Annotated in this window: 25 protein-coding genes, 3 tRNA genes and 1 pseudogene; 14 read left to right on the forward strand and 15 right to left on the reverse strand. The window is 55.7% G+C overall.

Features of this window, described 5'->3' with window-relative positions:
* A pseudogene (locus ACNKH3_RS01595) lies at positions 1-115 on the forward strand (IS5/IS1182 family transposase); the annotation flags it as partial.
* A gap of 85 nt (positions 116-200) precedes the next feature.
* Here the strand turns inward: ACNKH3_RS01595 and ACNKH3_RS01600 are convergent.
* The 4 genes from ACNKH3_RS01600 to ACNKH3_RS01615 all read right to left on the reverse strand — a co-directional run bounded on the left by ACNKH3_RS01600 (position 201) and on the right by ACNKH3_RS01615 (position 4,184).
* On the reverse strand, positions 201-1,733 hold the full coding sequence (locus ACNKH3_RS01600) for a YifB family Mg chelatase-like AAA ATPase (protein ID WP_420208001.1): 1,533 nt from the start codon (positions 1,731-1,733) through the stop codon (positions 201-203).
* A gap of 4 nt (positions 1,734-1,737) precedes the next feature.
* Complete coding sequence (locus tag ACNKH3_RS01605; RefSeq protein WP_420208002.1) at positions 1,738-3,540, reverse strand: ATP-dependent nuclease; 1,803 nt, start codon at positions 3,538-3,540, stop codon at positions 1,738-1,740.
* A gap of 64 nt (positions 3,541-3,604) precedes the next feature.
* Positions 3,605-3,880, reverse strand: coding sequence for a DUF2442 domain-containing protein (locus ACNKH3_RS01610; protein WP_420208003.1), 276 nt, complete (start codon positions 3,878-3,880; stop codon positions 3,605-3,607).
* A gap of 1 nt (position 3,881) precedes the next feature.
* The gene (locus ACNKH3_RS01615) at positions 3,882-4,184 is read right to left on the reverse strand and encodes a DUF4160 domain-containing protein (protein ID WP_420208004.1); all 303 of its coding nucleotides are present in this window, start codon (positions 4,182-4,184) and stop codon (positions 3,882-3,884) included.
* A gap of 302 nt (positions 4,185-4,486) precedes the next feature.
* On the opposite strand from ACNKH3_RS01615, the gene nifE reads away from it, so the two are divergent.
* The 13 genes from nifE to ACNKH3_RS01680 all read left to right on the forward strand — a co-directional run bounded on the left by nifE (position 4,487) and on the right by ACNKH3_RS01680 (position 15,670).
* A complete protein-coding gene (gene nifE / locus ACNKH3_RS01620; RefSeq protein ID WP_420208005.1) occupies positions 4,487-5,854 on the forward strand; it encodes a nitrogenase iron-molybdenum cofactor biosynthesis protein NifE in 1,368 nt (455 codons plus the stop codon).
* 205 nt (positions 5,855-6,059) lie between these two features.
* A tRNA-Leu gene (locus ACNKH3_RS01625) sits at positions 6,060-6,145 on the forward strand.
* 205 nt (positions 6,146-6,350) lie between these two features.
* A complete protein-coding gene (gene tig, locus ACNKH3_RS01630) occupies positions 6,351-7,682 on the forward strand; it encodes a trigger factor (protein WP_420208006.1) in 1,332 nt (443 codons plus the stop codon).
* A 69-nt stretch (positions 7,683-7,751) separates the two neighbouring features.
* Entirely contained in the window at positions 7,752-8,348 is a 597-nt protein-coding gene (clpP, locus tag ACNKH3_RS01635) for an ATP-dependent Clp endopeptidase proteolytic subunit ClpP (protein ID WP_417916604.1), read from the forward strand.
* Positions 8,345-9,622 (forward strand): ATP-dependent Clp protease ATP-binding subunit ClpX, encoded by a 1,278-nt coding sequence (gene clpX / locus ACNKH3_RS01640; RefSeq protein ID WP_417916603.1) that lies wholly within the window; start codon positions 8,345-8,347, stop codon positions 9,620-9,622. Before clpP ends, clpX begins: the two co-directional genes overlap by 4 nt.
* A 160-nt stretch (positions 9,623-9,782) precedes the next feature.
* Positions 9,783-10,835, forward strand: a complete 1,053-nt coding sequence (locus ACNKH3_RS01645; protein WP_420208007.1) for a HindVP family restriction endonuclease — start codon at positions 9,783-9,785, stop codon at positions 10,833-10,835.
* Entirely contained in the window at positions 10,832-11,821 is a 990-nt protein-coding gene (locus ACNKH3_RS01650) for a DNA cytosine methyltransferase (RefSeq protein WP_420208008.1), read from the forward strand. The genes ACNKH3_RS01645 and ACNKH3_RS01650 overlap by 4 nt, the downstream gene beginning before the upstream one ends.
* A gap of 68 nt (positions 11,822-11,889) precedes the next feature.
* On the forward strand, positions 11,890-12,213 hold the full coding sequence (locus ACNKH3_RS01655) for a hypothetical protein (RefSeq protein WP_420208009.1): 324 nt from the start codon (positions 11,890-11,892) through the stop codon (positions 12,211-12,213).
* A 3-nt stretch (positions 12,214-12,216) separates the two neighbouring features.
* Positions 12,217-12,465: a plasmid stabilization protein gene (locus ACNKH3_RS01660; protein ID WP_420208010.1), complete on the forward strand. Its 249-nt coding sequence runs from the start codon at positions 12,217-12,219 to the stop codon at positions 12,463-12,465.
* Positions 12,455-12,889: a type II toxin-antitoxin system VapC family toxin gene (locus ACNKH3_RS01665; protein ID WP_417915783.1), complete on the forward strand. Its 435-nt coding sequence runs from the start codon at positions 12,455-12,457 to the stop codon at positions 12,887-12,889. Before ACNKH3_RS01660 ends, ACNKH3_RS01665 begins: the two co-directional genes overlap by 11 nt.
* A gap of 127 nt (positions 12,890-13,016) precedes the next feature.
* Positions 13,017-15,425, forward strand: a complete 2,409-nt coding sequence (gene lon, locus ACNKH3_RS01670; protein ID WP_420208011.1) for an endopeptidase La — start codon at positions 13,017-13,019, stop codon at positions 15,423-15,425.
* 84 nt (positions 15,426-15,509) lie between these two features.
* Positions 15,510-15,585 (forward strand) — tRNA-Val (locus tag ACNKH3_RS01675).
* A gap of 8 nt (positions 15,586-15,593) precedes the next feature.
* Positions 15,594-15,670 (forward strand) — tRNA-Asp (locus tag ACNKH3_RS01680).
* 180 nt (positions 15,671-15,850) lie between these two features.
* Here the strand turns inward: ACNKH3_RS01680 and ACNKH3_RS01685 are convergent.
* The 11 genes from ACNKH3_RS01685 to ACNKH3_RS01735 all read right to left on the reverse strand — a co-directional run bounded on the left by ACNKH3_RS01685 (position 15,851) and on the right by ACNKH3_RS01735 (position 24,367).
* On the reverse strand, positions 15,851-16,048 hold the full coding sequence (locus ACNKH3_RS01685) for a hypothetical protein (protein ID WP_420208012.1): 198 nt from the start codon (positions 16,046-16,048) through the stop codon (positions 15,851-15,853).
* A gap of 206 nt (positions 16,049-16,254) precedes the next feature.
* Entirely contained in the window at positions 16,255-17,268 is a 1,014-nt protein-coding gene (locus ACNKH3_RS01690) for a tyrosine-type recombinase/integrase (RefSeq protein WP_420208013.1), read from the reverse strand.
* Between the two features lie 160 nt (positions 17,269-17,428).
* Positions 17,429-18,817: a hypothetical protein gene (locus tag ACNKH3_RS01695; RefSeq protein ID WP_420208014.1), complete on the reverse strand. Its 1,389-nt coding sequence runs from the start codon at positions 18,815-18,817 to the stop codon at positions 17,429-17,431.
* Positions 18,818-19,062: 245 nt separating this feature from the next.
* Positions 19,063-20,400: a type II secretion system protein GspD gene (locus tag ACNKH3_RS01700; protein WP_420208015.1), complete on the reverse strand. Its 1,338-nt coding sequence runs from the start codon at positions 20,398-20,400 to the stop codon at positions 19,063-19,065.
* Positions 20,312-20,848, reverse strand: a complete 537-nt coding sequence (locus ACNKH3_RS01705) for a hypothetical protein (protein ID WP_420208016.1) — start codon at positions 20,846-20,848, stop codon at positions 20,312-20,314. The genes ACNKH3_RS01700 and ACNKH3_RS01705 overlap by 89 nt, the downstream gene beginning before the upstream one ends.
* Positions 20,817-21,758, reverse strand: a complete 942-nt coding sequence (locus ACNKH3_RS01710) for a zonular occludens toxin domain-containing protein (protein WP_420208017.1) — start codon at positions 21,756-21,758, stop codon at positions 20,817-20,819. Before ACNKH3_RS01710 ends, ACNKH3_RS01705 begins: the two co-directional genes overlap by 32 nt.
* On the reverse strand, positions 21,755-22,114 hold the full coding sequence (locus ACNKH3_RS01715; protein ID WP_420208018.1) for a hypothetical protein: 360 nt from the start codon (positions 22,112-22,114) through the stop codon (positions 21,755-21,757). The genes ACNKH3_RS01710 and ACNKH3_RS01715 overlap by 4 nt, the downstream gene beginning before the upstream one ends.
* Positions 22,115-22,116: 2 nt before the next feature.
* Entirely contained in the window at positions 22,117-23,652 is a 1,536-nt protein-coding gene (locus ACNKH3_RS01720) for a hypothetical protein (protein WP_420208019.1), read from the reverse strand.
* A 2-nt stretch (positions 23,653-23,654) separates the two neighbouring features.
* On the reverse strand, positions 23,655-23,789 hold the full coding sequence (locus ACNKH3_RS01725; RefSeq protein ID WP_420208020.1) for a hypothetical protein: 135 nt from the start codon (positions 23,787-23,789) through the stop codon (positions 23,655-23,657).
* Complete coding sequence (locus ACNKH3_RS01730; protein WP_420208021.1) at positions 23,786-23,947, reverse strand: hypothetical protein; 162 nt, start codon at positions 23,945-23,947, stop codon at positions 23,786-23,788. The genes ACNKH3_RS01725 and ACNKH3_RS01730 overlap by 4 nt, the downstream gene beginning before the upstream one ends.
* A gap of 129 nt (positions 23,948-24,076) precedes the next feature.
* Positions 24,077-24,367: a hypothetical protein gene (locus ACNKH3_RS01735; protein ID WP_420208022.1), complete on the reverse strand. Its 291-nt coding sequence runs from the start codon at positions 24,365-24,367 to the stop codon at positions 24,077-24,079.
* Positions 24,368-24,490 lie beyond the last annotated feature (123 nt).

Here is a 24,490-nt window from a genome sequence, read left to right on the forward strand (position 1 = left end):
AAAATTGAAAATATTCCGCATTCTCCGGGAGAAATACCGCAACAGAAGAAAAAGGTTCAGTCTCAGGTTCAATCTTATCGCTGCCTGCTGCAATCTTGCAGTAAGATCAGCCTGAAAGGACTTATGCAAGAGGTCTAAGGACACGGGGCTGCGGCAGACGGCGTTGCGGGAGCTGGTGGGTGGCGGGAATGAATGCTCCCTCACGCCGCCTCCTGCTGCTGCCGCCGGTACTGCACCGCTTCGGCGAGATGGGCGGGGCTGATCTGCTCGGATTCGGCCAGATCAGCGATAGTGCGGGCGATTTTAATGATGCGGTGGTAGGCGCGGGCGGAGAGGCCCAGTCGGTCAATCGCGCTGCCGAGGAGCTTGCGGCCTGCCTCGTCTAACGGGCAGAGGTTCTCGATCTGGCGGGGCGACATGCGGGCGTTGCAGGTCACGCCGCTGGTCTTGGCGAAGCGGGCCTGCTGAAGCCGCCGCGCCCGGTTGACCCGCTCGCGGATGCTCTGCGACGATTCGCCTGCCGAACGCGAGCTGATCTCGCGCACCGGCACCGGCGGCACCTCAACATGCATGTCGATGCGATCTAAAAGCGGGCCGGAGAGCTGGCTGCGGTACCGCTGCACCTGAATCGGGGCGCAGCGGCACGGCTTCACCTTGTCGCCGAGAAAGCCGCACGGGCAGGGGTTCATCGCCGCCACCAGCATGAAGTCCGCCGGAAAGCGGAGGCTGGCTGCGGCACGGGCAATCGTCACCACGCCGTCCTCCAGCGGCTGGCGCATGACCTCCAAAACGTGCTTGCGGAATTCCGGCAGCTCGTCCAAGAAAAGCACGCCGTTATGGGCCAGCGAGACCTCGCCGGGCCGAGGAATCTGGCCGCCGCCGATCAGTCCCGCGTCGGAAATGGTGTGGTGCGGCGAGCGGAAAGGCCGCGTCACCATCAGCGGCTGGGCCTCGGAAAGCAGGCCGCTGGTGGAGTAGATTTTGGTCGTTTCCAGTGCCTCGCTCAGGCAAAGATCGGGCAGGATGGTCGGCAGCCGCCGGGCCATCATGGTCTTGCCCGTGCCCGGCACCCCGCAGAGCAGGAGATTGTGGCCGCCCGCCGCCGCCACTTCAAGGGCGCGTTTGACATGCTCCTGTCCGCGCACTTCAGCGAAATCCGCCGGATATTCGCTGCGGCGGCTGAAGAGAGCCTCGACATCAGTGAAAGAGGGACGGATGTCCAGCTCGCCGAGCAGATGCTGCGCCGCCTGCCGCAGGCTTTGCACGGCGATGATCTCAATGCCCTGAACAACAGCAGCCTCGTGAGCGTTCTCCGCTGGCACGAGAAAACGGCGGACACCGTTGGCGTTCGCCTCCAAAGCCATCGGCAAAACTCCGCGCACCGGGCGCACTCCGCCGTCCAAGGACAGCTCGCCGACGATCATGGTTTCGGCCAAATCCGGGCAGGGCAGCGCGCCGGAGGCGGCAAGGATGCCCAGCGCGATGGGCAGATCGTAGCCTGAGCCTTCCTTTTTCACCGCCGCCGGCGCGAGGTTGACCGTGATCCGGCGCGGCGGGAACTCGTAGCCGCTGTTCTTGACCGCCGCCCGCACCCGGTCTTTGGCCTCGCGCACCGCGCCTTCCGCCAGCCCGACCGTGGAGAAGAGCGGCAGGCCAAGAGCCAAATCCACCTCTACGCGGACAAGCAGGCCGTCCACGCCCATCACCGCTCCGCTTAGGGTTGAGGAAAGCATGGCATCAGATACTTTTTATCCAATCAAAACATTCCTTAAATAAAGGCATCGTAGTTTCAAGTTGGCTTGTATCCATTTTTTTAATTTCCTCTTCCTGCTGAATAATAGCACTTTCACCTTTTTTTTCATGTTCAGTAACATGTTCAATACAGCCAACAGGCCAAATCCAAACGCCTTTCTTTTTTAATTCATCATGAACAGAAGTTGCGATATGTTTTCCCTTACTGTCTTTTGCTGCTAACGCCCATACATCTGAAACAGTCCATTGTAAGCCTTGACTGTTTCCTGGAAGACCATTGTCAGCTAAAGGTATTTCATGCTCATGTTTTAATGATGAAAATAATGCTCTTATTTCTTTTGTCTCGTTATCCTCTGTTGGCAAAAGAGAATCTTTTCCACATCTGCGAGCATGAGTAAACGCAAAATCAAGATCAGCAACTGCACATGATTTAATTCCCATTGCATTCAAAACGGGAAGTGCCTTCGGGATATCCGCACATGAACCGAGAGATACAAATGTAATATGATCCATATCTGGTGGATGGCCATACAATTTTTCGTATGCTAACGGGAGCAGTCTTTGGTCTGTTTTTCCTTCACATACGACAACTCGCTCAGAAAAATATATTTCTGCAATATTTCCAAGTTGAAACAAAGTCTTTGATTGAGATTCAGCACAATTCATTGCCTTGCTTACCACATCAAGCAGTGGCTTGCTAACCGTTGTACCTATTTCTTTATCTTTTCTGACGATTACAGTACATGCTGCCTTCTCTCGGCTCAACATCAATGGTGAATGTGTTGAAAATATCACTTGAAATCCAGAAGTTGAAAGAAACTCCAAGGCTTGCCGCAAGCGTCTCACTCCTTGCGGATGAAGATAAAGCTCTGGCTCATCAATCAGCAGTAACCGTCTCGAATGTGTTTCGGAAATCTGAGAACGACGAATATCTGCTAAATAGCGAAGTAATGCCATTTGAATGGCTCTCTGCGCCCCTGTTCCCATTTGATCAAAACGCCGCTTGTCTCCAGTTATTGTATCTTCAACAAGAAGATCGCCTGATTTGAAAAAATCTTTAGCTTCTATGACAGGAAGATCAAGATTTAGTTTTAATCCAGTAAAAAATCCTCCCAAGGCTTCTGACGCTTTTTTGTCAAAATTATCCAAATGTTGAGACCTATTTTCGCCTGTTGAGGTGATAATGCTTCTTACGGTATCCAGTGCGCTGTTGATTTCTTTATGGGAAGCTATAATCGGATCAACTATTTCATCTAATAGTCCTTTTATAGTAGTTCCAGCTTTCGCCTTGCCAAGGTCTTCGCCGATATCTTTAATTGTTTCAATCTGCAATGGTTCAGGCAAAAGAGATTGAACTGCTTGCGGTAAACCTGTGGGGTAAGCCTTCCATGTTGAAGGCACACCATTTTCAGAATACGATTCATAATCGTACACCTCTTTGGTAATGGCTTTGGCGGTTGTTCCGGTAGCAATAGCTCGAATCCAAAGAAATCCTTTTTCACAGTATGGAGTGATTGCTGTTCTATGTTTTTGTTCAGGCAGCATATCAATAATATCCTTAGTTATTCCGTCAATACGAGCACATACTTCAACTGGCTTTTCTGAATCAAAAAAATCTGTTTGTAGCAATGCTGATGGTGATAGTATCCAGCTTATAGCTTTCAAAATAGCCGACTTGCCGGTATTATTCTGCCCAACAAGAGGAGTAAAATCTTCAAGTGTAAAAGACACCTCACGACAAAGACGAAAATTACGAATTACAATATAACCAATCCGATGAGTGTTCATTTATTGCCACGGTAATAAAATAGTTAGATATCAGAGTAAACGCAGCGATAAACTGCGTCCACCTTCATATTCTTCCTTCATACAAATCTTGTATGGAGAAGCACAAATCATAATCATTCCAGTCCAGTCGGCCATAAACGACAGAAAATCTTCTGAACAGTTCCTGATCGAGGTATTTTCTGATCTCAGGATGGCGAGATTTTTCTAAAAATTCTCTGAAATCAACAGACTGTTCCGCGCCGTCGCTGAAGCGGAGGCGGATTGAGTAGGGTGGAAAATACTCAGCTTCCATCACGTCAATAACCGCATCATCGGCAAAATTATGATGAGCTGCTTCCATCTCAGATTTTCCCCGTTATTTTTTCAAAGGAAACTTTCTTGCGCAAAACGAAATAATCTATCCATTTCTGAACAATCTCATCTGCTTTCTGCTGCACAAGGCACTCGAAATTTCGTAACTCAGCAGGATCAAGAGGGCTGCGGCCTTTGACGTTGATTATTCTGATTTCTTTGACCTTGCCATCTTCAATATGCAGCTCGGCCTTGCTCTCTCTGCCCTGACAGCCGCCGTGAACATGGACAGGATCATGCTCATTTGACCAAAAATAAATGACTATTCCAAGATATTCATAGAGTTTCGGCATATTTATTTAAGTTTACCTGCCTTCTTTTCTGACAAGAAATCCGCACAAAAGCACTATACACCGCTCTTTTTGCCGGATCAAGATCAAGTCTCGCCTGCCTGCGCCGCCGCTGCTGACGAAAAACGTGAATTCGTCACGGAATTGTCACTGAAACAACAAAAATGAATCTGTAAAGTTTTTCAGCTCTGGCGGGGCATCCGGCTGCTTTTTATTGAAAAAATGCAGCCTGCGTCCTTGGCACAGCCTTTGCTTCAACAAAGAAAATGACAGACATCCTCAGTGTATTTATCAAGGGAAAGATCATGGGCGCGGTGCTGCTGAAAGAACGAGAGAATCAGGTTCACGTCAAGGGCGAGAAGCCCTTCAACCTTGTCTGCAACAAGGACAGCTTGGCTGGCGCGGTGAGCCAGCGGGCCTGCGTCTTCTGCGGTTCGCGGGTGGTGCTGTACCCAATTGCCGACGCGCTGCATCTTGTGCATGGCCCGATCGGCTGCGCGGTTTATACGTGGGACATCCGGGGTGCTCTCTCCTCAGGGCCGGAGCTGCACCGGCTTTCCTTCTCAACAGATTTGCAGGAGATGGATGTCATCTTCGGCGGCGAGAAGAAGCTGCGCCGCGCCCTGCTGGAGCTGATCGCCCGCCACAGCCCGAAAGCCGCCTTTGTCTATTCGACCTGCATTGTCGGCATCATCGGCGACGACTTGGAGGCTGTCTGCAAGGATGTGGCCGCTGAGACCGGCATTCCGGTGATTCCGGTGCAGTCGGAAGGCTTCAAAGGCAACAAGCGCGCAGGCTATCAGGCGGCCTGTGATGCCATGTTCCGCCTGATTGGCACCGGCGATACGGCGGGCATCTCCAAATTCTCTCTCAACATCCTTGGCGACTTCAATCTCGCAGGCGAGATCTGGATGGTGCGCGAATACTACGAACGCATGGGAATTCAGGTGGTGGCCAACATCACCGGCGATGGCCGGATTGCTGACATCTGCCGGGCGCACGGGGCTGCCCTGAACGTGGTGCAGTGCTCTGGCTCAACCATGCAGCTGGCGAAGATGATGGAGGAGAAGTACGGCACGCCTGCCATCCGGGTCTCGTATTTCGGCATTGAGGACATGTCCGAGGCTTTGTACGACATCGCCCGTTTTTTCAAAAAGAAATACCCGGACGACCCGGAGACAGACCGGATCATGGAGCGCACCAAAGCCTTGGTGCAGGAGAAGGTGCGCGACTTGGTGCCGAAGCTGGAGCCGTACCGCAAAGCCTTGGCCGGGAAAAAGGCGGCAATCTATGTGGGCGGCTCGTTCAAAGCCTTCTCGCTGGTCAAGGCGTTCCGCCTGATTGACATGCAGGTAGTGATGGTCGGCTCGCAGACCGGCACCGAGGAGGACTACCGCGAGCTGGAGGCGATCACCGATCCGGGCACAGTCATCGTCGATGATGCCAACCCGCTGGAGCTGAACTCCTTTCTGAAAGAAAAAGGCGTGGATGTCTTTGTCGGCGGGGTGAAGGAGCGACCGATTGCCTACAAGCTGGGCATCGGCTTCTGCGACCACAACCACGAGCGCAAAGAGGCACTGGCCGGTTTCGAGGGAATGCTCAACTTTGCCAAGGAGGTCTACTCATCTGTGATGAGTCCGGTCTGGCGCTTTGTGCCGAGGAAGGCGGCGTAAGCAGCCCGGCGTTTATTCTGGCAGAAATCACCGCTCTGCTCCCAGTGAGCAATAAAATTGCCCGGCCTTCCAGCAGGCCGGGCAATTCTTGTCCAACTTGCTGCCGCTTTGGCCCGCCCTCCGCTGTTCCCACCCCTCTTTTCACCGTTTTCCGCAGCTCGCCCTTGACGAAGCACTGTTCATTGATTAATACTACAGGATTAACGCGAGAGTGGCGGAACTGGCAGACGCACTGGACTTAGGATCCAGCGCACGTAGTGCATAGGGGTTCGACCCCCCTCTCTCGCACCAACCCTCTGAAAATACACGGTCCCATATTCAGGAGACGGGCGGCGGGAACCTGCGCCTGGCTCTGGATTGAGATAACTTCTGCCCAGGGCAGGCAATCCGAACCGAGGAATTTGAGTCGATGGAAATAGCAGCTGATCAATGTTCTGTCCCAACTTTGCCAACTGTCTCAATTGGGCCAAGCAACCAGAACCAAAGAAGTTGGGGCATGGAAATAGCAGTCGAAGAACTGAGCGAACTGACCCGCAAGCTCACCGTCACCGTGCCTGCGGACGCGGTGCAGGAGGCGATGGACAAAGCCTACGGCAAGCTGAAGAAGGATGTTCACCTCAAGGGATTCCGCAAGGGCAAAGCCCCGATGTCCATTCTGGAGAAGAACTACGGCGAGCGGGTGCGGGCCGAGGTGGCGGAGCAGTTGGTGCAGGAGACCTACTTTGACGCGATTGAGGAGAAGGGTCTGGACGTGGTCGTGCATCCTGAGATCCGCGAGACTAATTTTCCTGATGACGGCTCTTTTGTCTATGTCGCCTTGGTGGATGTGAAGCCGGTCTTTGAGATCAGCCAGTACAAAGGTTTGGAGATCGAGAAGCCTGCGGTCAACGTGACCGAGGCCGACATCGACGGCAGAATTGAGGAGCTGCGCCGCAAGCACGCGGTGCTGCGGACTGCTGACGACGAGCACGGCGTGGCGGTAGACGACATCGTCATCGTTGATTTCCAAGGCTTCCACAACGAGAAGCCGATGAAGGAAGTGCATAACGAGAACTACTCGATTGACGTGGGCACCAAGCGGCTCGGCGCGGAGTTCGAGGAGCAGCTCATCGGCCTGAAGAAAGGCGAGTCCGCTTTGTATGAGACGGACTTTCCGGCTGATTACGTCAACCCGGTCATGGCGGGCAAGAAGATCGAATTCAAGGTGGATGTGAAGGAGATCAAGGAGCGGGTCAAGCCTGTTGCTGATGACGAATTCGCCAAGGATGTTGACGCGAACTGCGGCTCGCTGGCCGAGCTGCGGGCAGGCATCGCCGAAGAGCTGAAGAAGCAGCGCGAGGCCGCTCAAGAGGGCGATTTGGTGGACCGGATCATGCAGAAGCTGATCAGCATGAATGACTTTCCGGTGCCGGAGCGGGCGGTTGCCTACGAGGTGCAGGAGATGATCAACCAGACTGAGGAGCGGCTGAAGCGCGCCGGTCTGACGTTGGAGACCGCCGGCATCAAACGCGACGAGCTGGCCAAGCAGAACCGCGAGGCAGCGGTGAAGCGGGTCAAGGGCGATTTCCTGCTGAAGAAAGTGGCCGAGCTGGAGGAGATCAAGCTGGCGGACGAGGACATCGAGCGCGGGTATCAGCGCATCGCCATGCAGTACAAGATGACTGTGCCGGAAGTGAAGCAGTATTTCCAGCGGCGGGAGGAAATTATGCCCTTCCTTGCCGAGCTGCTGAACGAAAAAATCCTCCGCTTCCTGCTCGACGCGGCCAAGATCACCGAAGCGCAGGCGGCGGCAGTGGAAGAGGAAGCTGCGGAAGCGCAGCAGGCATAGGCCGGAACCCTTTATTTAGCCTACCAGCCGGACAGACTGCTGTCCGGTTTTTGTTTTTAAGGAGCGATCATGAATCTTGTGCCAATGGTGGTTGAGCAGAGTCCGCGCGGCGAGCGGGCTTTTGACATTTACTCGCGCCTGCTGCGGGAGCGCATCGTCTTTCTCGGCACGCCGGTCAACGACGATGTTTCCAGCCTGATTGTCGCCCAGCTGCTGTTTCTGGAAGCGGACGACCCGGACAAGGACATCACCTTCTACATCAACTCGCCCGGCGGCTCTGTCACCGCAGGCATGGCCATTTACGACACCATGCAGTATATCCGCTGCGACGTGGCCACACTCTGCATGGGGCAAGCGGCCTCGATGGGCGCGCTGCTGCTGGCCGCAGGCGCGGCAGGCAAGCGCTACGCCCTGCCCAACTCGCGGATCATGATTCATCAGCCGATGGGCGGTTATCAGGGCCAGGCCACGGACATCGAGATTCATGCCAGAGAAATCCTGCGGATGCGGGCTGATCTCAACACCATCTTGGCCAAGCACACCGGCAAGCCGGTCAAACAGATCGAGCAGGACACTGAGCGCGACAACTTCATGGCCGCGCCAGAAGCGAAAGAATACGGCCTGATTGACAAGGTGCTAGAGCGCAGGGAGGAGGCCAAGGCATGAGCGACGAACTGACCGGCAGCTCTGCTGGCTCGCGCGCCTGCTCCTTCTGCGGTCGGGACGAGGCGGAAGTGGCGCGGCTGATTGCCGGGCCGGATGTCTATATTTGCAGCGAGTGCGTGGAAATCTGCAATGGAATGATCAAAGAGCCTGCTGACGGCGCGGCCCAGCCCGCCGCAGTCGAACCGCCCCGCCTGCTCAAGCCCAAGGAGATTCACGCCCATTTGGATGATTACGTCATCGGCCAGGATTTTGCCAAGCGGGTGCTGGCCGTGGCCGTGCATAATCATTACAAGCGGATCAGCTCCCGCATTGCTGGCAAGGGCGATGTGAACGCGGTGGAAATCCAGAAATCGAACATCGTTCTGATCGGCCCGACCGGCAGCGGCAAGACCCTGCTCGCGCAGACCTTGGCCCGTGTTCTCAACGTGCCCTTCAGCATCGCTGACGCGACCACGCTGACTGAGGCGGGCTATGTCGGCGACGACGTGGAGACCATCCTTGTCGGCCTGCTTCAGGCGGCGGACTACGACGTGGAGCGGGCGCAGCGCGGCATCGTCTATATTGACGAGATCGACAAAATCGCCCGCAAGTCGGATTCGGCCTCACTGACCCGCGACGTGTCCGGTGAAGGCGTGCAGCAGGCTTTGCTGAAGATGATCGAGGGCACCACAGCCTCAGTGCCGCCCAAAGGAGGGCGCAAGCATCCGCAGCAGGATCTGATCAAGATTGACACAACCGACATTCTCTTCATTGTTGGCGGAGCGTTCGTCGGCTTGGATAAGGTGATCAAGCGGCGCGGCGGCAAGAAATCCATCGGCTTCGGCGCAAAAATTCACTTGGACGAGGAGAAAAGCGAGGGCGAACTGCTCGCTGACGTACAGCCGCAAGACCTGCTCAAGTTCGGCCTGATTCCGGAGCTGGTGGGCCGCCTGCCGGTCATCGCGCCGATGCGTGAGCTGCGCGAGGAGGACTTGATCCGCATCCTCAAAGAGCCGAAGAACGCCCTGACCAAGCAGTATATGAAGCTCTTTGAGCTGGAAGGCATCACGCTCCGCTTCACCGAAGAGGCCCTGAACGCCGCTGCCAAAAAGGCATTGGAGCGCAAGGCCGGAGCGCGCGGGCTGCGCTCGGTGATGGAAAGCGCGATGCTCGACGTGATGTACGAGCTGCCCTCGGATGACTACGCGGTGGAATGCGTGATCAATGAGGAGGTGATCAGCAAGGGCGAGCAACCTGCTGTGATCCGTGATGAAAAGCGGCGGAAGGCGGCGTGAAAGCAGGGGCGAAAAATCTTTTGCCCCTGTTTTGCAACGTTAAACGAGCTGCCTGAGCGGAGCCGAAGGCGGCGGCGGTTTCGGCTCCGCTCAACCGCCTTGACCAATGCAGGAGTCCCGTCTGTCACCCGGAGTCGCTATATCACAAAAGCAATGAACCATGACCGAAATGCAGCCGGGACTCTTTGGCCTGAATAAGAGCAACAGAGATTTCACCCAAAAGGAAGCATGGGGGAAGAATCAATTTAACTCCTCATTTCCTGCGGCGTTATGCTGTTATCTTGCGTCAAAGAAGATAGCGGCTAATTATCTTTGTGTTGATCACGGCAGATTCACGCAGACATTTACAGCCATAGATCAAGTCTTTGGCATTGATCCCCTTGGCGGGCAAATTTATTTTGCTTTTGAAGCGCAGCATTCTCCTTATCAGCATTTTCTTGTCGGAGTTCTTCCACGGACAGACTTAGTCATTCAACGCGCTGACACCGGCGAGTGTTTAGCTGGATTGGAAGTCAAGCTGACCGCGCTGCCGGACAACACAACTTGTGATTTGCCTGAACAAGACTATGGCAGCGAGATTGTTGTCCGTCCAGACACCATCGCATATCTTGCGTGCAGCGTGGCATCAGGATTGAAAGATAACCTTGCTGAAAATATCCCTGAGTTCGATCTGTTGGACTGGACGCAGCCTAAAGAGATACTTGCTGAAATTCCAGTGCTGATTGAGACTGTTGAGAAAATATCTTTCAGATTGGAAGCGCAGCAGAAGCCTTTTCTCATTCAGCCTGTATGGAAGACTGTTGGAAAATCGCCTGAGCTTGCGGAGAACTGCTTGGATGTTTTTGTTTGGAGCGATGCGGCATTTTGTTATTTCATTTCGCAGATAGCAAGCAGAAATAAAGACGCGAACGGAATCAACAGGCAGACGCGAACTGCGGTCTGGCTGTGCAAAATGTTGCACGATATAAAAAAGAATGGCCGGTTCAATCACGGGCAGATTGTTGACAGTCTGTCCTATAACACAAAAAATGACAAAGCGTTTGCCTCTGCTGGGAACATAACAAACAAATACATGCGCTGCGGCAGGTTGAAAATGCCAGCAATCACTAAGCAGGAAATCAGAAACATCATTCTTGGCGGCGGTCAAAATCTGCTCAGCCCTGAAAGAAGATTTGATGCCATAATTTTTAATTCTCCCGGATTGTTTTCATGAGATGCGTTGACATTTTTTCCGGCTGCGGCGGTCTTTCTCTTGGGTTTGAAAATGCCGGATATGATGTTGTCGCAGCGTTTGACAACTGGGAAAAGGCTGTGGCTGTATATCAGAAAAACTTCAGCCATCCTGTTTTTTTGCACGACCTGAATGATGAAGGTTCATCCATACGGAAAATCGAACAATTTCATCCTGAGATGATCATGGGCGGGCCGCCTTGCCAAGATTTCTCAAGCGCAGGCAAACGTGACACCAGCCAAGGCCGTGCTGATTTGACGTTCAAATTTGCAAACATCGTCTGCGCTGTCAAACCAAAATGGTTTGTCATGGAGAATGTCGAGCGAATTAAAAAAAGCCACGTCTTATCTGAAATTATTGAGCAACTTCAGAGCGCAGGTTACGGGCTGACCTCAGCCGTTCTTGATGCTTCGCTCTGCGGGGCACCTCAGGCGCGGAAGCGTTTTTTTCTCATCGGCCAGCTTGGCGGCAGGCATAATGCGCTGACAAATATCATGCGAAAGAACTTGTCTGCTCGACCGATGACCGTCAGGGAATATTTAGGCGATTCTCTGGGATTGGAATATTATTACCGTCATCCACGCAACTACAACCGTCGCGGGATATTCAGCATTGATGAGCCGAGTCCGACAGTGCGCGGCGTGAACCGCCCTGTTCCAAAAGGATACAAGCTGAACGCTTGCGATCCAGCCGGTGTCAGTCTTGATGCAATTCGTCCGCTGACAACAATTGAGCGCAGTTATATCCAGACTTTTCCGAAATCATTTCAATTTTCAGGTACGCAAACTGATCTGGAGCAGATGATTGGCAATGCTGTTCCGGTCAAACTGGCTGAGTTCGTCGCCAAGTGCATAGATGAATACACAAAAACAGGCGGACTGAGAACATCTTTGTTTGATGAGATTATGCCGTTCAAGCTGCATGACAAGCCGCTGCGTCATACAGCGTTCGGTGCTTTTGTGATGTAAGATCTGTTTGGCTGGCTGCACATGCGCCGCCATGAGGTTTCGGACAAGAAAACACCGCCTGCGGACGAGTGAATGCTCCTTGCAAACATCCGCAGGCAGCTTTTGCACGTCTGAAAGCTCTGTTCAAAGGTTTGTTCGGAGCTTTTCAACGAGCAAATGCTCCTGATAAACGTTTGCAGGGAGCATTCAAACCTGTGAAACCTGCTGTCGGATGTTGCGCGGCAGCATTCAGACGTTTGTTTGGAGCTTTTCAACGAGCAAATGCTCCTGACAAACGTTTGTCAGGAGGAAACGGATGTCTGAAAGCAGCATTTCAGGGCATAATCCAAGCATGTCATTTTTGGCAAAGCAAGGAATCTTTGCCAATGAATGCTGCGTTAAATCAGGAATGACTTATGAACGCATTGACTATCACGCTTGAGGGGCCAATCAAATTCCGGCTTCAAGAGCAGGCGGCTATGCACGGCTGCACCGCAGAGGAAGAGGCGAAGAGCATTTTAGAAAAATTTCTCGCGCCTGAGCCGCATCCGCAGGGAATTGGCACCCGCATTCATCAGCTCTTCCAAAAGATTGGCGGCGTGGAGCTTGATCTTCCAAGCCGTTCTCTGCCAAGACTGCCACAGCAAGACAGCGATGCTTCTTGACACCAACATCTTGTCCGAATTGATGCGCGCCCGCCCAAATCCCGCCATCATCGAATGGCTGGACAGGCAGCCTGCGGATCAGTTGTTTGTCAGCTCAATATCACGCGCTGAAATTGAACTGGGCATTGCTCTGCTGCCGGAAGGAAAGCGGCAGAACGAATTGCGTTCGGCAGCGGAAGACATGTTTGCGGTGTTTGCAGGAAAAAATATTCCGTTTGATGAGTTGGCAGCGCAGCAGTACGGCATTCTCGTTGCGGAAAGAATACGGATAGGACGGCCTATCAGCGTGGAAGATGCGCAGATAGCGGCTATTGCGATAGTGCGCAACCTGAGCTTGGCAACGAGGAACAGCAAAGACTTTGCTCATATCAAGGATCTGCTGGTTATCAATCCTTGGGACTGCGGCAAAAGTTCTGTGCAATGAACAAATAATAGAAATGCAATCTGCTTGAACATTGAGGAAAAAATGCGCGAAATGAACATCTTCCCGTTGTTCTGCGCGAGGCCGGTGAGTGCAACGGCAGCTCATAACTGATTTTTCTGAAAGAGATATGTCTGAATTCAATCTGGTTCGTTATCCGGTCATGCCGCTGCGGGACATTGTTCTTTTTCCCGGCATGGTCGCGCCTTTGGTGATTGGCCGCAAGAACTCCGTCCGGGCCTTGGAGCACGCGATGGAGCAGCGTTCGCTGATTTTCATCGTCGCGCAGAAGGACGCGGGCGTGGATGAACCGCAGGCCGCCGACCTCCACCGCTTCGGGGTTCTGGCCACGGTCATCCAGCTCCTCCGCCTGCCTGATGGCAACATCAAAGCACTGGTGGAAGGCAAACGCCGGGCCGCCGCCGCCGCTTATATTGAGTTCAGCGACTTCCTCCGCGCCGATTTGTCGGAACGGCCTGACACTGAGGCCGAGCATCCCGATCTGCCCGCTTACAGTCGAGAGCTGCGCCGCACCTTTGCCGAGTACATCAAGATCAGCCGTCAGAAAATTCCAGCGGAGATCGTCAAGGTTGCGGCGGTGATGGAAAATCCGGCCCGGCTGGTTGACTTGCTCTGCGCCCATGTCCAGCTTCCGGCGGCGGAGAAGCAGGCGCTGCTGGAGACCGTCGCCCTGCCGGACCGCCTCCGCCGCTTGATCGAGTTGCTGTATCGGGAAATCGAGCTGGACGAGCTGGAGAAATCCATCGAGGTCAAGGTGCGCAAGCGGCTGGCCGACAATCAGCGCAACTACTATCTCGGCGAGAAGGTCAAGGAAATCCAGCAGGAGATGGGCCAAGTCCCGGACGACCACAGCGAATTGCAGGCGGCCTTGGAGAAAAAAGAGCTGCCGGAGGCGGCGCGGGAAAAGGCGATGCGCGAGCTGAACAAGCTCAAAGCCATGCCGCCGATGTCCGCCGAAAGCACGGTGGTGCGCAATTATTTGGACACCATCATAAGCCTGCCGTGGACGGAAAAAAGCGAGGCCAAGATTGATATTGAGGAGGCCGAGCGCATTCTTGATCAGGATCACCACGGCCTGAAAAAGGCCAAGGAGCGCATTCTCGAATATTTAGCCGTGCAGGCGCAGGTGGAAAAGATACGCGGGCCGATCATCTGCCTTGTCGGCCCGCCAGGCGTGGGCAAAACCTCGATCTGCAAGTCCATCGCCAAGGCCATGAACCGGCAATTCGTCCGACTCTCGCTCGGCGGGGTGCGCGACGAGGCGGAAATTCGCGGTCATCGCAGAACCTACATCGGGGCCATGCCAGGCAAGATCATTCATGCCATGCAGCGGGCCGAGGTCATCAATCCGGTCTTCTGCCTCGACGAGGTGGACAAGATGAGCGTGGATTTCCGGGGCGATCCCTCATCCGCCCTGCTGGAGGTGCTGGACCCGGAGCAGAACAGCGCGTTCAACGATCATTATCTTGATCTCGACTACGATCTGTCCGAGGTTTTCTTCATCGCCACGGCCAACAGCCTGCACAGCATCCCCCTGCCGCTGCAAGACCGGATGGAGATCATCCGCCTGAGCGGCTACACCGAGGAGGAGAAGCTGCGCATCGCTCAGGAGTATCTCGCGCCCAAGCAGCTGGAGCGCAACGGTTTTGCTGCGGACGACATTGTGTTTGCTGAAGATGCGATGCTGGAGATTGTCCGCCGCTACACCCGCGAGGCCGGGGTGCGCGATTTGGAACGGACCATCGCCTCCATCTGCCGCAAGGTGGCCCGCGACCGCCTGCAAAAGAAAGAGCCGGAGCGGAAATATCAGCTCGGCAGCGCGGCGGTGTCCGAATATCTCGGCGTGCCCAAGCATCGCTACGGCTCGGCTGAAAAAAAGGACGAAACCGGCTTGGTCACTGGCTTGGCGTGGACAGAGGTCGGCGGCGAGCTGCTCCAGATTGAAACCGCCCTGATGCCCGGCACTGGCAAGCTGACTGTCACCGGCAAGCTGGGCGAGGTGATGCAGGAGTCGGCCCAAGCGGCAATGGCCTGCGTGCGCGCCAGGGCAGGGCGGCTGGGGCTGGATCCGGGTTTTTACCAGAAATTGGACATCCATGTCCATGTGCCGGAAGGCGCGATTCCGAAAGACGGGCCATCCGCCGGCATCACCATGGCCACCTCGATTGTCTCCGCTTTGCTCAAGGTGCCGGTGGACCGCCAGCTTGCCATGACCGGAGAAATTACCCTGCGGGGCCGGGTGCTGCCCATTGGTGGCCTGACCGAAAAGCTGCTGGCGGCCAAACGCGGCGGCATCAGCCGCGTTATCCTGCCCAAGGAGAACGAGCGCGATCTGGAAGATGTTCCGGCAAAAGTGCGGGCCAGCTTGGACATTGCCTTGGTCGAGCATGTGGACGAGGTCTTCAGTCGCGCCCTGCTTCTGCGCGAAGGCGAGGAGCTGTTTCACGACGCGCCCTTGGACGCGGTGATTCCTCCCACGCTCATCACCGTGCCCGCTGTCCCGGCCCAGCGCAACTGAAGCGCGGCGCATTTTTCGCTGTTCCCGATTTTTTTAATTGACGGGCAGCGCGGATTCTGGTAAAAAGTATGCACCATTTGGTGCGGGCGAATAGCTCAGCTGGGAGAGCATCGGCCTTACAAGCCGAGGGTCACAGGTTCGATCCCTGTTTCGCCCACCAAATTTTCCGGGGTCGTAGTTCAGTTGGTTAGAATGCCGGCCTGTCACGCCGGAGGTCGCCGGTTCGAGCCCGGTCGGCCCCGCCAGCAATATCAGGGAGTTGCCTTGAAAAAGGTGACTCCCTTTTTCTATTTGTTGGGTTCGCTGTTGGGCTTTTTATTTCAGTACAGCATCCAAAAATCTCTGCGCCTGAGCTGGGGTCAAAGGGAAGGGCCGACCGCTGCTGAAGAATCTCAATGCAGACAGCTTGCCTTCTGTAATTTTGATTATTCCTTTTCCTCCTTCTGAAGCTGATCCAAATTCAGGTCAGATTCCGGGTCTTCATCCTCATGTTTCTGCACGGTGCGCCATGCAGACATTGTCTGATTTGAATAACTAACATGCCAACCAGATTCGATGAGACGAAAAATATCTGCGGAAGAATACGAAATGCCAACGGTTTCAAGTTTCTGGACAGAATTCATTCAAACACCTCCTGTTTTGGCTCCTTTTTATAAAGCCGATAAAGCCGATTAAACTGACGTTCAAGATGAGAAAAAAATAACCAGAGGAGAGCAAGGCCGGAGATAAAAAAAGATCGTATTCAAAGGTAAAATCAAAAGGAAGACGATCAATAAGCGCATATCCCAGAAACAATAAAACAAGCCTGTAATTGTCAAAACAACAGTATTCATTCAAACACCTCAATTGCTTTCCTGACACTCTCCAGCCGGTGGACGTACCGCTGGGTTGTGGTCAGGTTGGTATGGCGGAGTATGGCCTGCACGTCGAGCAGGGAGACTTTGGCCCTGATCAGGATGCTGGCGGACAGGTGGCGGATGCCGTGCAGGCCGAAAGGCTCTGTTTCGGCTTTGCGGCAGAGACGGTCAAGCCACTTCTGGCGGTACACGTAAGGCAGGCCGGAGCGGGGATCCGGGAAAACCCAAAGGCCGGGCGTTGCGGCGAGGTGTTCGGACAGAGCATTGTTCAGCCGGTCGGTCAACGGCAGCCAGTCATACTGCTGAGAACCGTCTTTCCTTTTTCTGGTGGCGAGCCGGACGCGCCTGCGGTCGAGGTCAACATCCTCTCGGCGGAGATGGAATATCTCATTCCGACGGGCTGCAAGATGCAGGTAGCAGAGGAGCATCAGCCTGTCCTGATCGGATTCAGCGGCCTCATAGACTGCCCAGAAATCCTTCTCCGAGGGCACATGCCGGGGACTGCGCTCCTCGGCGAACCGTTCGGTCAGGAAAGGATTCTCCTTAGGAAAGCCGGGCAGGTACTGGATGCCCCAGTTCCAAGCGGCGATGAGATTCTTGCGGTCTTTGTTCGCGGCATAACCTGACCTGCTCCCAGCCTGATCGCGGAAATGAACCAGCACTTGGCCTTTGTGCAGCCGGAAAACCTGCGTGTCCGGGTCAAACGCTGTGAAAAGCTGCCGGAACACGAAGTGCTTCTCCTTGTAGGTCTTGACGGAGAACTTCATTTTGGCGTGATCAAGGTACATGGTGGCCCAGTCATGCAAGGAGAGCGTGCGGATCACGGCGGGTTCCTGTGGGCCGCCGCCGCTGCTTTCCAGCTCCTTTTTCTTTTCCGCCTCCCATTGCTTGGCTGCGGTTTTGCTCTCGTGCTGGCTGCGGTGCTTCTGGCCTTCGTGCAGCACCTGCGCCATCCATTTCTTGCGCTGTTTGTTCCAGTAAGGCATTCAGCAGCCTCTTCTCAAAAAATTTATAGCAGATGCCGATTTTAACACCGCCAAGATCGCGGTAGTTGCGATAGACCGTGGAGATGTCGCAGCGGAGATATTCGGCCACATCGCGGGCAGAAAGGCAGCGGCCAAGGTGCTGTTCAAGGATGGTCATGGTTCACGCTCCATGCACCTCGGCTTCCATGCCGTGCGGCCAGATTTCACCGCGTTTGCGCTTCAGTTTGGCGAGCAGAACCGGCTCGCCGGTGCGGGGGTCGGGCTCAAGGCCCTTGACGCGGATCCAGTCGGCTATTTCCGACGTGACCACGCGGATGACCTCGTCAACGCTGTCGCCGCAGCGTTCTATCGCGGCGATGTTCAGAGCGCAGCCGACCAGCTGATCGGCGTTCTGGTGCTTGTCCTTGAGCGGCTGAAGTTTCTTGCGGAAAACCGGCTGATAGGTTCCCCAGTCAACAGCCTGCACAGCCTTCCAGAACTCATGGATTTCCGCCCTGCTCTGATTGCGGTTCACACGGTCTGGAGCCTCGGCGCAGAGCACGGCCCAGCGGCAGACGCAGTATTCCCAGACCCCGCTCAGTTTTTCGAGCAGATCGGAGAGTGTGTCCACGCCGAGCTGGCGAAGGACAGGGCGGCGGAGCTGGAATTCGACGCGGGTCACGGGCTGGCCGTTGTATTCCTCTTTGTCCCAGACTGAGGCGAACACGGACTGTTTCGCCCCGTCGCGCTGCAATTCCAGCACCTTGTCATACACGCGCAGCATGATGTCTCCCTGACCGACGCGGAGACCGGTTTCGGTCACTGTGCTGCCGACGATGTCGAAGGGCTTGCCGCTCAGGCCGAGGGGGCCTTCAGTCTGGGAAAGCTCAACGCCGGAGAATTTCGCCCGCTGGCTGTAGGAATGAAAGACGTTGGCGCGGGTGATCCAGCGGTCATAGCTCTGAAGGCCGAGGCTGCCGATCTCAACGCCGATGAAATCGGTGCAGAGATGGATTTCGGACAGGCCGGTTTTATGGATTCTGCCGCCGAAGCGGGCGATGATGTCCTCGACCAGATCAAGCGTGTGCCGCCAGCCGGGCACCCAGCAGGACACGGAGCCGATGTCGCACCAGACGTTCGGCGTGGTCATCCAGTCTTTGCGGGCAGAAAAGAAAATGTCGAGATCGGCGCGGGAAAGGTGGAAGGCGAAGCCGCCTTTGCGCCCGGAGGTGTGGATGAGGAACGGCTCATCGCCGAAGCCGGGCAGAACCACGGCCACAGAGTCATGCACCTCCTGCGCACGGCTCTTCCAGTCGCCGAGCAGGTCTAACAGCTCGGTTTTGCTCCACTCAACATGGAAGCCGCACTTCAGCTTGTCAAAGCCGGGAGAGGAAAAAACAGGGCCGGTGACGAGTTCGACCCCCCATGTTATTCCGTCATGGGGAACAGCCTCCGATCCAGCCCCGTTCAGAATCGCCTGACCGAGCTTGATCATCTCGGCGTGCATGGTTTGAATCTCTGGTTCGGACATGCGGCGGGAACGCGGTGCGGCAACAGTGGCGGCGGTCATTTGGATGCCTCCTTGGATTCAGCCCAGCAGCGGGGAATTGATTTGCAGAAACGACAGAGCCTACCGAAGAATGAAGGGAGCGGCTGGATCTGCGACCAGCAGGAGAACACGCCAAGGCCGACATAAAAGATTTTTTCGGCAAGCTGAAGTGAGGATGCAGGAGAAAAAAACGCTGCAACGCCAAGCCCGGCAGAAAGAAGACAGTAAAGAACAAGCGCGTGAGTGATTTTCATAGCAAAGCCTCCTCAGCCCTTCTCAGGGGAAAAAATGATGCCGCCCTGCATTCCCTGCTCAGGAGCGGAGACCACGTTCACCCGCAGGCTGATGATCAGGTTGCGGGCATGGGTTATTTCGGAGCGGTAGGTGAAGAGCTGGCCGAGCAGGGGGATTTCGCCCAGCAGAGGCACCATTTCGACCGATTTTCCGGCTTCCTTGTAGCGCAGGCCGCCGAGGAAGATCAGGTCGCCGTTGCCGACCAGCACGGTGGTGGAGACGCTCTTCTTGTCCACGATCAGATCGGCGGCGTTCTTGAGCTGGGACTCCGGGTTGACACTGCTCAGTTCTTGAGCCACGGTCAGGCTGATGAAGTCGCCGTCAGGGCGGATCACGGGCTTGATCTTGAAGGAGAGACCCACGTCCTTGCGCTCGACGGAAAGGGCGGAGGTGGTCTCGTCGCCGTCGGAGTCCTTTTTGCTGCTCTTCTCCTTCTGCGTGAGGAAGGGCACGCTCTGGCCCACGACAAGGGAGGCCTCCTTGCCGTTGAGCACGGTCAGCGTCGGCGAGGAGATGACCTCGCCTTTCGAGAAGCCTTCACCGGCGGCGAATTTGACCGAGAGCACCTCGTCAAAATAGTTCAGCAGCGCGCCGGAATAAGGAGCGGGAAAGACTTTGACGAAGCTGCTGTTGAGCGAGGCGCTGAGGTCGGAGCGGGAGCTGGACAGGCTGGTGCCGAGTTCGAGGAACTCCTTGTCGGTCAGACTGGCGAACACGGCCTCGACCTTGACTTGCAGCCCTGCGCCGTCCATCTTGCTGACCGTGGACAGGGCCTTGTCAACGAGAGGGCGGTCACCGCTGATCAGCAGCCGCTCGTCAGAGAGCTTGCGGACGCTGAGAGCCTCGTACAGCTCCTTCAGCGCGGTCAGCGCGTCGTCAGCGGTGAGCACGTTGAGAAAGACCACCTCGTCGGCGTGGCCTTCCTGCGGCTTGTCAATGGCGGACAGCGCGACCAGGGCCATGTCCTGCTGGGCCTTGCTGCCGTGCACGACAACGGAGCGGTTCCAGTAGTCGGGAAAAATGCCGGAGGACTGGGAGCCGGAAGAGCTTTTTTCTCCCTTGGCGGAGGAGGAGCCGCTTCTGGCGAAGATCTTGAGGTCGTTGAGCGCGGCCACAGCGGTGCGGACGGAGATGTGCCGGAGGCGGATGGAGGCGATGCCGGAGTCGGTCTGCGGCGGCTGGTCGATGTCGGAGAGCATCCGGCTGAAGTCGGCGACCAGATCAGGGTCGCCGGAGAAGGCGATCACCTTGCTGCCCTTGGCCCCGAACGTAAAGGGCCTCGGCGGATTTCTGCACGGCTTCAGCGTCAAGGTGCCGGAGATGGTACACGCCGGAGCTGAACCTGTCCGCGCCGGAAATCAGAGCAGGCTCGGAGCGGATGGCCCAGAAGTTCGAGCCTTCGATCCGGTGCACGGTCAGGCCGAGCGAGGTCAGCACCTTGATGAAGGTCGGCAGCAGCTCGCTTTTCGGCACGTTCTGCTGCGACCAGCTCACGGCGGGAGTCTTGGCGCCGTCGTCAAAAACGAAGCCCTCGCCGGTCATCTCGGAGACCAGATAGACCACCTCGGAGAGCGGGGCTTTGTCGAAGTCCACGGCGATGCACCGTGAAGGATTGGCGCAGGGGCCGGGTTTAGGCTTGACTGCGGCCTTCGGCGGCGCGGCCAGCGGAGCGGCGGCTGCCGGATGAGGCAGCAGCAGGGCCAGCGCGAGCGCGGCTGCGGCGAGGTCAAGCGTCTTTCTTCGTTGATTTCGCGTCATTTTTCTGTCCTTTCTCGTTGTTGGTCTTAGCCTCTGAACCACGGTTGGAGAACACACGCTGGCCGGACTTGGTGCGGTCAGCCCAGATGCTGGGCGTGTGCTCGGAATAAGCGGGACGGCGGGGAGCGGCGGCGGCAATGCGGCTGACAGGAACGCCCTTGGCTCTGGCTTCGGCTTCAGCAGCGATTTTCTCAGTGCCGAAAAGATCGCCGTGAATAAGACCAGACTTGGAAAGCATGTAGACAAAAAAGCAGAAAACCAAAGGAATGGCGTAAAAAATTGGATGTTTGAGCACGTTGACGTGACTCATCACGCCCATTTCCTTGATGTCCTTGGACACGTAAGACTGATAGCAGAGAAAAATCTGCGGATCGTAAGTATGCGGAGTCTTGCCCAGCGGCTTGCCTGCGGTGTCCTCGCCTGCGAAGGCGTAGCAAATATATTTCTGCTGAATGAGAGAGCCGAAAAAGTTGATCTTGCGGTACACGTAAGACCACTCGACAAGGGCGCGGACGGCGGTGTCCAGCCGCATGATGCTCTGCGTGATCAGGATGACATCGTAGCCATGATGCCGGTGCGTGGAGGCCCAGGCGTTGAACTGCACATTGGCTTTGCTTTGCCAGTCACGCGCATTGAAGATGTTCTGCACCTCGTCCAGCACGATCAGCGAGCCGGGTTCGACGTGCAGCCAGAACTCCTTGCATTCCTCGTCGGCGAGGAAGCGCAGGTGTTTGGCAAGGCCGTAGTCGGAAATGCGGGCCACCAGCTTGATCATCTCGAAGCATTCCGGCGAGTCCATGCCCCGGATGTTGGTGTAGATCACCCGGCCTTTGCGCAGATTGTCCAGTATCTTGCGGACTGCGTCGTAGCTCTTGCCGCTGCCGGGAGTGCCTGTGAAAGCGGTGATCATATCCGGGTGACGGCGGCGGGCAGAAGGTTGAGCAGCATGCGGATGCCGATGGCGACGACAACCATGGTGACGCACTGCGGCAGGCCGAGCTGCGTGATGAGCCAGATCGCTGCCGGAGGCAGATCAAGAGAGCTGCCGACCGACGAGAAGAGCATGGAGGACAGATCGAAGGTTTTGAAGACGGCGGCGACCGCTGTCAGGAAACCGTCAAAAATCAGGTAGATTATCTGAGTGATGACCGTGAAGAAGCCGTCCAGCGCCCAGCGGAAGGGCGCGAAGACGCTGTCGATCAGCCACCAGAAGAACTTCTTGATGAGCTTCCAAAAGCCTTTGAAAAATTCTATCAGCCAGTCCATGGTCAGCGGCCCAAGGCTCCAATCCGGATGGCGACAGCAGCAAAGAGAGCGTAGAGCGAGGCTCGGATGACGGCGAGGCCCGCAGACCAGTGAGAGAGGCTGATCTCCTGGAGGCCGCCGAAATATTCGCCGCCGTTGAATTCAATGGAAGGGCTGCCGCCAGTGGGAATGTCTCCCATTATCTGGCCGGGAATCGAAAAGATCGAAGTCCCCTTCATCTCTTCGATAAACGCTGTGAAGCGGTCGCCGAACTGCTTGCCTATTTCAGTGATGAAGGAGTAAGGAGCCTCTTTGGTCTGGTACGGGTCAGTCTCCTCGTCATCCGGCGTGCCGTCGCCGTCATCGTCTTTATCTTCAGTGTCAGGGATATCGTCATTGTCATCGTCAGGGTCATTTTCATCCGGTATGCCGTCACCGTCCGTGTCAGTTTCCTGATCGTCTGGAATGCCGTCCCCGTCATCGTCAGTGTCTTCGCTGTCCGGTATGCCGTCGCCATCATCGTCTGTATCGGTGGAATCAGGCTCGCCGTCGCCGTCAGTGTCACGGCAGTTCGGATCATCACGTCCTTCACAGGGGTCAACGCAGTCAGGGTCTGGATTTGTTGGGCATGGATCTTCACTGTCCGGGATGCCGTCGCCGTCATCGTCTGTATCCTGATCGTCTGGAGTCCCGTCCCCGTCCGTGTCCTTGCCGCCGCCTCCGACGTTGGAACAGGAGCAGGACAAGTCAGGTTTGGATTCGCAGCAGGTGATCACGTCTGTATCGTCCAGCCCGCCGGACGGATATGTCACAGCCTCGCTTGACGGCGCTCCGCAGGCATACTGCACATAGCCGCAGGACTGGCCTGCGGAAAGGCTGCCGCAGGTTGATCCCGCAGGAACAACATAGTCAAGCCGTGTGATAAAGAGACTTGGATCGTCAGGGCAGGCGTCGCAGGAATCAGGCGCATCATCGCCGTCAGCATCCTGACAGACGCATTCACCTTCGCAGGTGTACTCGTCAATGGTGTATTTGTCCGGGCCGCCGCACTGCTGCTCAAGCGCGGCACGCTCTGCCGCGCATTGATCGCCGTCAGTGTTGCAATGCCCTTGGCAGGTGTTTTCATCTATAGTGTAGCCACGGGAGCCGCATTCGGTTTCGAGTGCGGCACGTTCGTCGGGGCAGTTGCCGGAGTCACCGCCGTCATCACCGCCGTCATCACCGACAATGTAATAGATACTGAAGGTGCAATTATCATAATCAAATGGAGTGCGGTAAAACTCAACACCAGCACCCATGAGACCCTCATAGTCAGTGGAGTCAGTTACCCGATACACGCAAGACGACCCGCAAGCCTGCGCGGCTGCATCTTTGGTTGGATAACCACAATGCTCGTCAATACTCCAACGATTCGTGCAAGGATTAGTGCCGACAAAAGATCCAAGATAAGGGCAGGCAAACGCCCGCCGCGTCAGACCCAGCAGCATGAAGCCGATCAGGATGAGGATAATCGCGAAGACGCAGCGGATTTTGAAGAAGGACGGGATGGGGGCGGACATGATCAGAGCCTCGCAAGCATTTTGGAGAACAGAAAACCGCAGCCGATCAGGAAGGCGATGGACACAAGAGGCGCGGCCAGAGTGAACAGGTCGCCGTACAGCGCTGAGAGGCTGAAGCCCGGCGGAAGCTGGATCATCTCGTCACCTGCGCGGCTGTGAGCACGGCGAGAACGAAGGACAGCCCGGAGGCCGCGCCGAGTCCGAAGGAGAGGATGTCCCGGAGCTGAAGCACGAAATCCTCGCTGAGGAACAGCTGGAGGGCATCAAGGAATGTTTGCAGCTCTTCGGGAGTCATGGCCGGATCAGAGTATTTTGCTGATGTTTGCCAGCGAGAAGGCGTAGCCGACGATCAGTCCGCCGAACCAAGGAGCGATCACGAGGCCGAGGCCGTAGCCGTAGGCAGTCAGATTCAGTTCAAGCATGGTCAATAGTCCTCGTCGTCGAAGTGAGGGCGGTCGGCATCGGAAGGGCCGGGATCGCCGGTGTGGAATCCGACATAGCCTGAGCCGCTGAGACTTGAAGCATCCCAAGAAACGGCAGGTCTTGAAGAAGAAGGTTGATCCATAAGAAAGTCGAAATGCGTGTCATTGCCGCCGTTGTCAAAAAGGCCGGGGCCGCTGCTCATCGGTTCGCCAGTTTTTGCGGAAATGCTGACAGATTCGTTTAATTTGGCGCGGTACAGCGAATTGTAATAATCTGTGGATTCAAGTTCCAAGTGCAACTTTTTGGCAGGCTTCCAAGAATAGCTTTTTTGGCGTGTTGAAGCCAAGAGATTTTCGTGGCCTGTTGTTAATTTTTTCCGCGATGCAGTTGATGTCCTGCTGGCTCAACGTGTCGA

The sequence above is a fragment of the Candidatus Electronema sp. JC genome (genome assembly GCF_048287365.2).
Lineage (GTDB): Bacteria > Desulfobacterota > Desulfobulbia > Desulfobulbales > Desulfobulbaceae > Electronema.

Coding starts and splice junctions, on each gene's coding strand:
- ACNKH3_RS01690 (WP_420208013.1), bottom strand. CDS start 17,268: ATGCCTTACTGGAACAAACAGCGCAAGAAATGGATGGCGCAGGTGCTG.
- clpP (WP_417916604.1), top strand. CDS start 7,752: ATGAATCTTGTGCCAATGGTGGTTGAGCAGAGTCCGCGCGGCGAGCGG.
- ACNKH3_RS01715 (WP_420208018.1), bottom strand. CDS start 22,114: ATGGACTGGCTGATAGAATTTTTCAAAGGCTTTTGGAAGCTCATCAAG.
- ACNKH3_RS01725 (WP_420208020.1), bottom strand. CDS start 23,789: ATGATCCAGCTTCCGCCGGGCTTCAGCCTCTCAGCGCTGTACGGCGAC.
- ACNKH3_RS01610 (WP_420208003.1), bottom strand. CDS start 3,880: ATGGAAGCAGCTCATCATAATTTTGCCGATGATGCGGTTATTGACGTG.
- ACNKH3_RS01645 (WP_420208007.1), top strand. CDS start 9,783: ATGACCGAAATGCAGCCGGGACTCTTTGGCCTGAATAAGAGCAACAGA.
- ACNKH3_RS01710 (WP_420208017.1), bottom strand. CDS start 21,758: ATGATCACCGCTTTCACAGGCACTCCCGGCAGCGGCAAGAGCTACGAC.
- ACNKH3_RS01730 (WP_420208021.1), bottom strand. CDS start 23,947: ATGACTCCCGAAGAGCTGCAAACATTCCTTGATGCCCTCCAGCTGTTC.
- clpX (WP_417916603.1), top strand. CDS start 8,345: ATGAGCGACGAACTGACCGGCAGCTCTGCTGGCTCGCGCGCCTGCTCC.
- ACNKH3_RS01720 (WP_420208019.1), bottom strand. CDS start 23,652: ATGTCCGCCCCCATCCCGTCCTTCTTCAAAATCCGCTGCGTCTTCGCG.
- ACNKH3_RS01600 (WP_420208001.1), bottom strand. CDS start 1,733: ATGCTTTCCTCAACCCTAAGCGGAGCGGTGATGGGCGTGGACGGCCTG.
- nifE (WP_420208005.1), top strand. CDS start 4,487: ATGGGCGCGGTGCTGCTGAAAGAACGAGAGAATCAGGTTCACGTCAAG.
- ACNKH3_RS01705 (WP_420208016.1), bottom strand. CDS start 20,848: ATGACGCGAAATCAACGAAGAAAGACGCTTGACCTCGCCGCAGCCGCG.
- ACNKH3_RS01650 (WP_420208008.1), top strand. CDS start 10,832: ATGAGATGCGTTGACATTTTTTCCGGCTGCGGCGGTCTTTCTCTTGGG.
- ACNKH3_RS01695 (WP_420208014.1), bottom strand. CDS start 18,817: ATGACCGCCGCCACTGTTGCCGCACCGCGTTCCCGCCGCATGTCCGAA.
- ACNKH3_RS01615 (WP_420208004.1), bottom strand. CDS start 4,184: ATGCCGAAACTCTATGAATATCTTGGAATAGTCATTTATTTTTGGTCA.
- tig (WP_420208006.1), top strand. CDS start 6,351: ATGGAAATAGCAGTCGAAGAACTGAGCGAACTGACCCGCAAGCTCACC.
- ACNKH3_RS01605 (WP_420208002.1), bottom strand. CDS start 3,540: ATGAACACTCATCGGATTGGTTATATTGTAATTCGTAATTTTCGTCTT.
- ACNKH3_RS01660 (WP_420208010.1), top strand. CDS start 12,217: ATGAACGCATTGACTATCACGCTTGAGGGGCCAATCAAATTCCGGCTT.
- lon (WP_420208011.1), top strand. CDS start 13,017: ATGTCTGAATTCAATCTGGTTCGTTATCCGGTCATGCCGCTGCGGGAC.
- ACNKH3_RS01685 (WP_420208012.1), bottom strand. CDS start 16,048: ATGAATTCTGTCCAGAAACTTGAAACCGTTGGCATTTCGTATTCTTCC.
- ACNKH3_RS01665 (WP_417915783.1), top strand. CDS start 12,455: ATGCTTCTTGACACCAACATCTTGTCCGAATTGATGCGCGCCCGCCCA.